The sequence below is a fragment of the Rhodococcus sp. BS-15 genome (genome assembly GCF_000813105.1).
GTDB lineage: Bacteria > Actinomycetota > Actinomycetes > Mycobacteriales > Mycobacteriaceae > Rhodococcoides.
Genome location: NZ_BAOX01000222.1, coordinates 1 through 8234, shown reverse-complemented (window position 1 = coordinate 8234; position 8234 = coordinate 1). Strand labels below are relative to the sequence as shown.

General features: G+C 66.3%; 8 protein-coding genes and 1 pseudogene. 4 read left to right on the top strand and 5 right to left on the bottom strand.

Features of this window, described 5'->3' with window-relative positions; genetic code table 11:
• From RHBS_RS20290 to RHBS_RS20280, 3 genes and pseudogenes are all read right to left on the bottom strand, one after another.
• Positions 1 to 683 (bottom strand): aldehyde dehydrogenase family protein (locus RHBS_RS20290; RefSeq protein ID WP_128646318.1); only part of this gene is annotated, 683 nt, incomplete at its 3' end.
• Positions 680 to 3590 (bottom strand): annotated as a pseudogene (locus tag RHBS_RS20285) (FAD-binding and (Fe-S)-binding domain-containing protein). The gene RHBS_RS20290 and the pseudogene RHBS_RS20285, both read right to left, overlap by 4 nt.
• Positions 3587 to 4852, bottom strand: coding sequence for an aspartate aminotransferase family protein (locus RHBS_RS20280; RefSeq protein WP_121869478.1), 1266 nt, complete (start codon positions 4850 to 4852; stop codon positions 3587 to 3589). The pseudogene RHBS_RS20285 and the gene RHBS_RS20280 overlap by 4 nt, the downstream one beginning before the upstream one ends.
• Before the next feature lie 94 nt (positions 4853 to 4946).
• Between RHBS_RS20280 and RHBS_RS20275 the strand changes: the two genes are divergently transcribed.
• Genes RHBS_RS20275 through RHBS_RS20265 form a run of 3 tightly spaced genes read left to right on the top strand, consistent with a single transcriptional unit; the run spans position 4947 to position 6688 of the window.
• A complete protein-coding gene (locus RHBS_RS20275) occupies positions 4947 to 5819 on the top strand; it encodes a ribokinase (RefSeq protein ID WP_259467888.1) in 873 nt (290 codons plus the stop codon).
• Positions 5816 to 6274, top strand: coding sequence for a helix-turn-helix transcriptional regulator (locus tag RHBS_RS20270; RefSeq protein ID WP_121869476.1), 459 nt, complete (start codon positions 5816 to 5818; stop codon positions 6272 to 6274). The genes RHBS_RS20275 and RHBS_RS20270 overlap by 4 nt, the downstream gene beginning before the upstream one ends.
• 9 nt (positions 6275 to 6283) lie before the next feature.
• Positions 6284 to 6688 carry a VOC family protein gene (locus tag RHBS_RS20265; RefSeq protein WP_121869475.1) on the top strand — a complete coding sequence of 135 codons (405 nt, stop codon included), beginning with the start codon at positions 6284 to 6286 and terminating at the stop codon, positions 6686 to 6688.
• A 9-nt stretch (positions 6689 to 6697) separates the two neighbouring features.
• Here the strand turns inward: RHBS_RS20265 and crcB (RHBS_RS20260) are convergent, their stop codons facing one another.
• Positions 6698 to 7072 (bottom strand): fluoride efflux transporter CrcB, encoded by a 375-nt coding sequence (gene crcB / locus RHBS_RS20260; protein ID WP_121869474.1) that lies wholly within the window; start codon positions 7070 to 7072, stop codon positions 6698 to 6700.
• Positions 7069 to 7488, bottom strand: a complete 420-nt coding sequence (crcB, locus tag RHBS_RS20255) for a fluoride efflux transporter CrcB (RefSeq protein ID WP_121872320.1) — start codon at positions 7486 to 7488, stop codon at positions 7069 to 7071. The genes crcB (RHBS_RS20260) and crcB (RHBS_RS20255) overlap by 4 nt, the downstream gene beginning before the upstream one ends.
• A 107-nt stretch (positions 7489 to 7595) precedes the next feature.
• On the opposite strand from crcB (RHBS_RS20255), the gene RHBS_RS20250 reads away from it, so the two are divergent.
• Positions 7596 to 8234: DEAD/DEAH box helicase (locus tag RHBS_RS20250; protein WP_145977554.1), on the top strand; the 639-nt coding region annotated here is incomplete at its 3' end.

Here is an 8234-nt window from a genome sequence, read left to right as displayed (position 1 = left end):
CACGAACCCACGACACCCGACGCGTCGGTGGTGGTCACGACATTGACCACTCCCGCCGGAACACCCGCATCGTGCAGGATCCCGGCCAGAGCCAGTGCTGTCAGCGGCGTTTGCTCGGCCGGCTTGAACACCACGGTGCACCCTGCCGCCAACGCCGGGCCGATCTTACGAGTGCCCATGGCCAACGGGAAGTTCCACGGAGTGACGAGAATGCACGGTCCCACCGGTGCGCGGGTGACCACGATGCGGTTCTTCCCATCTCCGGTGAGGGTGTGATCGCCCGAGATGCGTACCGCCTCCTCGGAGAACCAGCGAAAGAACTCGGCTCCGTACGCCACCTCACCGCGAGCATCGGCCAGTGGCTTCCCCATTTCCGCGGTGATGATCGCAGCGAGCTCCTCCGACCGCGCCATGATCAATTCGTATGCTCTGCGGAGGATTTCGCTGCGTGCACGCGGCGGTGTCGCGGCCCAGTCGGCGGCGGCGTCGACCGCTGCAGCCATGGCGTTCTCGGCATCGTCGATGCTGCCGTCGGCGACCCTGGCGATGACCTCGCCGCTGGCGGGATCGATGACATCGAACCGGGCATCGGATGCTGCGGGGGTCCACGCGCCTGCGATGAACAGTTCGGTAGGAGCAGTGATGGTGGGGCGAGTGAGGCTGGTGGTCGAACTGGCGGTCATGGCCGCGGTCCTTTCGTCGAACGTGGATCGAGTATCTGCGCCAGGTGTACGGACGCATCGCTCGTCAGGTCACCGGTGAGTTGACGCACCTGCATGTGGCAGGAGAATCCGTCGGTCAGAATCGGGGTGTCGGGCTCGGCCGCACGAACCGCAGGCGCGAGGGCCTGCTCGGCGACGGCCATGCTCAGCTCGTAGTGCCGAGCCTCGAAGCCGAAATTCCCTGCGACCCCGCAACATCCGGTGGCCTCCCGTACCGCCTCGATACCGACGGAAGCCAATGCCGTGCGCTGAGTGGCGTTGCCGAACACCGCGTATTCGTGGCAGTGCGTCTGTACCGTCACCGAATCGGGCACCTCGGCCGAGGGCACCCACCCGGCGGCAGCCTGATCGATCACCGCGCCCGCGAAACTCTGCACCCGCGCCGCGACCCGTCTCGCGGCCGCAGTGGGAACCAGCTCCGGCATGTCCTTGCGGAACGCCGCAGCGCAGCTAGGTTCGGTGACGACGATCGGTCGGTCGGTGCCGTCATCCAGTGCAGCAACGGCTTTCGTGAGGTGCTTGCGGGCGGCCTCGAGCTGGCCCGTCGAAATCCAGGTCAGACCGCAGCACACGTCGGTCCGGCATTCGGTGCTGCGACCCGAGTCCTCTAGCACCCGCTGCGCCGCACCCGCGACCTCCGGGCGAAAGCCCTGGGTGAACGTGTCGACGACCAACACGACTTCCGCGTCGCGGCCGCCGCCGATCCGTACTTCGTGAGCCAACTCCTTGGCCGACGCGAAGCGCGGCAACGGCCGCTCGGTGGTCAGCCCACCGAGTCGAGCCGCCAGTGCCGCGATGCGCGGGGTGAGCAGACGGTTGAGCAACGGTGCCGTTCGCTGCGTCACCTTCAGCCAGCGAGGCAACCAGCCCAGCGAATAGTGCGAGAGCGGACGCAGTCGCCCCGCATAGTGATGGTCGAGGAACTCGGACTTGTACGTCGCCATGTCCACTCCGACCGGACAATCCGACGAACAGGCCTTGCAGGACAGACACAGGTCGAGCGATTCGGCCACATCCTTCGAGGCCCACCCGTCAGCAACGGTCGGCGAGCTTCGCACCATCTCCTGCAGCACTCGTGCCCGGCCCCGCGTCGAATCCTTCTCATCGCCCGTCGCGCGAAAACTGGGGCACATGACGCCTCCCGACGCGGTGCGACATTTGCCGACGCGACGCACGACTGAGTTGCGTGCACGAAGGGATCCAGATCTGCCCGCGTTCCGATCTGGTGCAGATCGAAGGTGGTCTTCCATTCCCGCGGTGGGATGCCCTGCAGCATCAGGTTGTCCATCATCGGTTCCGGATCGGTGATCGACCCCGGGTTCAGAATCCCGCGCGGATCCCAGATGCGCTTGAACCGCGCGAACGCGTCGAGCATGCGGGGTGAGTACATCACCGGCAGCAGTTCCGAGCGAGCCCTGCCGTCGCCGTGCTCGCCGGACAGGCTGCCGCCGTGCTTGACGACCACCCGCGCGGCGGCGCGCAGGAAGTCGTACATCACCCGTCGTCCGGCGTCGGTGCGCTGATCGAACGTGATGCGCACGTGCATGCAGCCGGCACCGAAGTGTCCGTACATCACGCCGGTCAGATCGTGTTCGGCCAGAAGCACGTTGAGGTCCGCGAGATAGGCGGACAGGTTCTCGGGTGCGACGGCGGCGTCCTCCCAGCCACCCCAGGACTCGACTCCGCTGGCCAGGCGGGTCGCCAGGCCCGCGCCATCCTCGCGCACTCGCCAGAGCGCTGTTCGATCGGCCGGGTCGGTGACGATGCGGCCTTCCTTGACGCGGCCGAGCAGACCGAGCGCCTCGAGCAGACGGGCGGCCTTGTTCTCCACCTCGGCGGTATCGGCTCCGTCGAGGTCGACGTAGAGCCAGGCGTTTCCCGCAGGCAGACCGCGGACGGAGTCCGGTCCGCGCCGGTACTCCATGGTCTGGGCGATGTTGTCGTCGATACCTTCCACTGCGGCAGGCGAGAACTCGAGAATGGCAATCACGTCGCTGCAGCAGCCACCACGTCGTCGTAGCCGAGGCAGAGCAACAGCGCAGCCTGCGGTACGGGCACGACGGCGACGGTGACCGAGACGATCACCGCGCACGTGCCCTCGCTTCCGACGAGTGCACGAGCGACGTCGAATCCGTTCTCGGGCAGCAGATGCGACAGGTGAAATCCGGAGACCTGGCGTGGTATGCGGCCCAGTTCGACTCTGAAGAGCGCGAGGTTGTCGGCCGCGAGCGAGTGCAGCTCGCGCGAGATGCGTTCGGCCGCATCGGTTGCCGCCGCATCCTCCGAATGCACTGCCTCCACACCGCTACGGGTCACCCGGAGTAGGTGCCCGTCGGCAGTCACCACGTCCATGGCCACCGTGTGGTCGGCTGTTCGGCCGTAGCGAACCGAATGGTTGCCGCACGCGTCGTTGCCGACCGCCCCGCCGACCGTCGCGCGTGTCTTGCTGGACGGGTCGGGTGCGAACGTGAATGCTCCAGCAGTGCGCGCCGTCAACTCTCGCTGCAACTCCGAGATCACGATTCCCGGTTCCACCACCGCCGTTCGCGAGTCGATGTCCACCGAGATCACGCGATTCATGTGGCGGGAGAAGTCGAGCACGATTCCGCGGCCGATCGCGTTGCCCGCCATGGACGTTCCGCCGCCGCGGCCGATGACTGCGACTCCCGCGGCCCCGCACAGAGCCATAACTGAAACAACATCGTCAGTGCTGCGCGGAAAAACCACAGCGGCAGGCGGAATTCGGTAGTTCGAGGCGTCGTAGGAGTACTCGGCTAGCCGCCGAGTCGAGTCGTCGATCTCGATCCCCAGTTCGCGCACTTCCTGCACGAGTGCGGAAACTGGGGATCGAACGGAAGCAGCCGTCACAGCACGTTCTTCAGCGTGCGCGACAACGCGTCGAGGCCCTGCCGCATCTCGTCGTCGCTCACGATCAGCGCCGGGATGATCCGGACCACGTTGCCGAGCGCGCCACAGGTGAGCAGCAACAGCCCCTCATCGATCGCACCCTGTTGCACGCGCAGGGCGGCCGCGGCATCGGGATTTCCTGCGCTGTCGACGAATTCGAGTGCCTGCATCAAGCCGAGTCCACGTGCATCACCGATGGCCGAGTGCTCGGACTTCAGTGCGAGGAGGCCGTCGAGCAGAACTCGGCCCTGCGCGGCGGCGTTGGCGACCAGACCTTCCTCACGCACGACGTCGAGCGTCGCGACACCCGCCGCAGCGGCGACGGCATTGCCGCCGTACGTGCCGCCCTGCGATCCGGGCCACGCCTTGCCCATCAACTCGGTCGATGCCGCGATCGCCGAGATGGGAAATCCACTGGCCAGACCTTTTGCGGTGATGACGATGTCGGGTGTGATCGTCGAATGCTGGTGGCCCCAGAACTTTCCGGTGCGTCCCACGCCTGCTTGCACCTCGTCGACGATGAGGACGATCCCGTGGGTGTCCGCGCGTTCGCGGAGTCCCTCGAGAAACTCCGGAGGCGTGGGCAGATAACCACCGTCACCGAGTACCGGTTCGATGATGAACGCGGCGGTATCGGCGGGGCTGGACATCGTCATCAGCAGGTAGTCGAGTTCCTTGAGCGCGAAAGCCACTGCGGTGTCCATGTCCCAGCCGTACCGGAAGGCGTACGGGAACGGCGCGATGTGCACACCGCCCATGATCGGCGAGAAGCCGGAGCGGAACTTGGTGCCCGCGGTGGTCAACGACGCAGCCGCCACCGTGCGTCCGTGGAACCCTCCGTGGAAGGCGATGATGTTGGGCCGTCCGGTCGCCATGCGCGCCAACCGAATCGATGCCTCGACGGCCTCGGAGCCGGAGTTGGCGTAGAAGACGCTGTCCAGCCCGGCCGGTAGTACCTCGCCGAGCTTGTCGGTCAGCGCCAGCAGTGGCTGATGCATGACGGTCGTGTACTGCGCGTGGATGATCTTGCCCACCTGCTCGCGGGCAGCCTCCACCACGCGCGGATGGCAGTGTCCGGTGCTGGTCACGCCGATCCCGGTGGTGAAGTCGAGGTACTTGCGCCCGTCCGTGCCGACGATCCAGCTGCCCTTTCCGTGATCGACGACGATCGGGGTCGCCTGCTTGAGTGCCGGGCTGAGGTGGGTGCGAGTCGACGCTGTCATGCCTGCCATCGTCACCCACCGAAATAAGATTGTCAACAATCTGCAATTGGCAGTACTGGGGCGGGTGCACCCGTCGGAGCGATACAGTTCGTCGGTGTCCGCCTCGAACCCCCGCATCGTCGTTCTCGGCAGCGTCAACATGGATCTGATCACCCGGACGCCTTCCCTGCCCGATCCCGGCGAAACAGTGCTGGGCACATCGTTCACCACCTCACCGGGTGGCAAGGGCTCCAATCAGGCCATTGCCGCCGCCAAAGCCGGCGTTATGGTGTCGTTCATCGGAGCGGTCGGAGACGACGAGTTCGGCGACACGCTGCGCCGGACGCTGTCGGACGCGGGCGTGGACGACCGCGCACTGCGCACGGCAGCAGGTTCGAGCGGAATCGCCGCCATCACCGTCGACGATCACGCCGAGAACAGCATCGTCGTGGTCCCCGGGGCCAACGAACGCGTTCGCGACCTCACCGACGACGATCTCGCCGCCATCTCCGACGCCGATATTCTCCTGTGTCAGTTGGAGATTCCCCTCGCCACTGTGGTGACCGCATTCGAACACGCACGCTCTCGCGGCGTGGTGACGATGCTGAACCCGTCACCGGTTCAGGATCTGCCCGACGCGCTGGTGGCGGCCACCGACGTGCTCGTGGTCAACGAGGCCGAGGAAACCCGTCTCGGAAACCGAGTGAACGAGGTGACGCACGTGATCACCACACTCGGTGCCAGAGGCGCTCGATATCGCGGCTCGGAATCGTTCGAGGTCTCCGCTCCGCGCGTCGACGCCGTCGACACCACCGGGGCCGGGGATGCATTTGCCGGAGCACTGGCCGCGTCCTGGTTCGACGGTCCACGCAAGGCAGTCGAATGGGCCTGCGTTGCAGGCTCTTTCGCCGCAACCAGGCCGGGTGCGAGTACGTCTTCGGGCACTCGCGAGGACATCGACGCACTGCGCGATGCGGCCGCAGGATGAACGCCACCGACCTCGAGGAGCTTCGACGTCTGCGCCGGGCGCGCGACCGGATGGATCGCGAATTCGCCGAGCCACTCGACGTCCCCACTCTGGCTCGCACGGCACTGATGTCCACCGCCCATTTCAGTCGCCGCTTCCGCGTGGCCTACGGTGAGACGCCCTACGCCCATCTGATGACTCGACGGATAGAACGCGCCAAGGCCTTGCTGCGCCGCGGCGATGTGACCGCCACCGAGGCGTGCTTCGCGGTGGGCTGTACCAGTCTCGGATCGTTCAGTTCGCGGTTCACCGAGATCGTCGGCGAGACACCGAGCGCATACCGCGCCCGCGACCACCGTGGCAGCCAGGCGGTGCCGACGTGTACTGCCATGATTCTGGGTCGGCCGATGCGAGGCACCGTTGCTGCCACCGAACCGAGCAGAATCGAAGAAGCATCGACGGCCGGGGCGTCCTAGCCTTTCTCCATGACACTTTCACTGAGCCACGTACACGTCTACACCGACGACCCCGATGCCTCGCTGGCGTTCTACCGCGATGCGCTGGGCCTCGCGGTCAAGAGCGAAGTCGAGGGCGACGGCTACCGCTGGATCACTCTGTCTCCCAACGATCAACCCGAGATCGAGATCGTTCTCTCGCAGCCCCACGCGGGCCGCTCGCAGGAACTCGGCGATCAGATCGCCGCCCTGCTCGCCAAGGGTGAGCTTCCGGGCCTGCTGTTTCGTGCCACCGACCTCGACGCGGCCTTCGAGAGAATTCGCGCGGCAGGCACCGCCGAGATTCTGCAGGAACCGACGAGTCAGCCGTGGGGTGTGCGCGACGCGGCATTCCGTGACCCTGCCGGCAACATGGTGCGCGTCAGTCAGGCGTGAACCAGGCCCTCACATCGACGACGCGAGCGCAAGGCCGCCGCCGCATGCCAGTACGGACCCAAGCAGGCCGACTGTCGCGTTGACGGCGGCATCGCGGCGACGCCCCTGTTGTAGCAACCGCACGGTCTCGACACTCGCCGTGCTGAAGGTGGTGTACCCGCCGCAGAACCCGGTGCCGATGACGGCGTGAATGTCGGTCGAGCCGGCTCGGAACATCACCCATCCGGCCAGCACGCCCAGCAGGAACGACCCGGACACGTTGATGCCGATCGTCGCCCAGGGAAAGCTCGTTCGCGCCGGGAGACGTGACTTCACTTCCGCATCGACGACGAAGCGAACGACTGCCCCCAGCCCGCCGGCCGCCGCAACCCACAGCGCGATCACCGAACCACCCTGCTTGCCAGTGCGATTCCGGCCCAGGCTGCAAGTATTCCGAGAATCACGCTGACCACTGCGTAGGCCACTGCCAGACCGGTGAACCCACTCCGAAACCCTTCCACCGTCTCGAGGGCGAAGGTGCTGTACGTGGTGAACGCGCCGCAGAACCCGGTACCTCCCAGCAACCGCAGCCTGCGCCGAATTCCTGCATCGGGCCCGCCGCGTACCAGCGACTCGAGGAGAAGGCCCAGCACGAATGCGCCGGCGATGTTGATCCCGAAGGTTGCTGTGGGCCACTGCGACGCCGAATGCGGGAGCTGCTCCTCGATCACGTAGCGAACTGCCGTACCCGCCGCTCCGCCTGCGAACACCGCTGCCAGTGCCCACAAGTGACGGTGCACGGGTCCTTGGTCGGCCGGCATCGAATCGGAATCGGGATCGACCACCGCTGATCCTCTCGGACTGCACGGTCCGACCGTTTCCGACCGGCCCGCGTTTGATGTCGGATGCTTACTGCACGATGGAGCCTATGACAACGACCACGGAGTCCACGACCGGGAACTTGCGCGAGAGCGCCGAGGAGTTGTTGCGCGAACTCGCCGGCCCGGATGCGGTCCTGCGCGAAGATCAGTGGACAGCCATCGAGGCCCTCGTCGTGCACCGGCGGCGGGCGCTGGTGGTGCAGCGGACCGGTTGGGGCAAGTCGGCGGTTTACTTCATCGCGGCGAAGCTGCTGCGCGCACAGGGCCTGGGTCCGACGGTGATCGTCTCTCCGTTGTTGGCGCTGATGCGCAACCAGGTTGCCTCGGCCGAGCGGGCAGGCGTCCGCGCGGGGACCATCAACTCCGGCAACATGACCGAGTGGGACGACATCCATCAGCAGGTCAACTCCGGTGAACTCGACGTGCTTCTGGTCAGTCCGGAGCGATTGAACAATCCCGATTTCCGCGATCAGGTGCTGCCGTCCTTGGCCGGGGACGCCGGCCTCGTCGTGGTCGACGAAGCACATTGCGTCTCCGACTGGGGCCACGATTTCCGGCCCGACTACCGACGGATCAGAACTCTGATCGCCGAGTTGCGCGACGGTATCCCCGTGCTCGCGACCACCGCGACGGCGAACGACCGCGTGGTGGACGACGTCGCGGCGCAGTTGGGCGTCGGCGGCGGA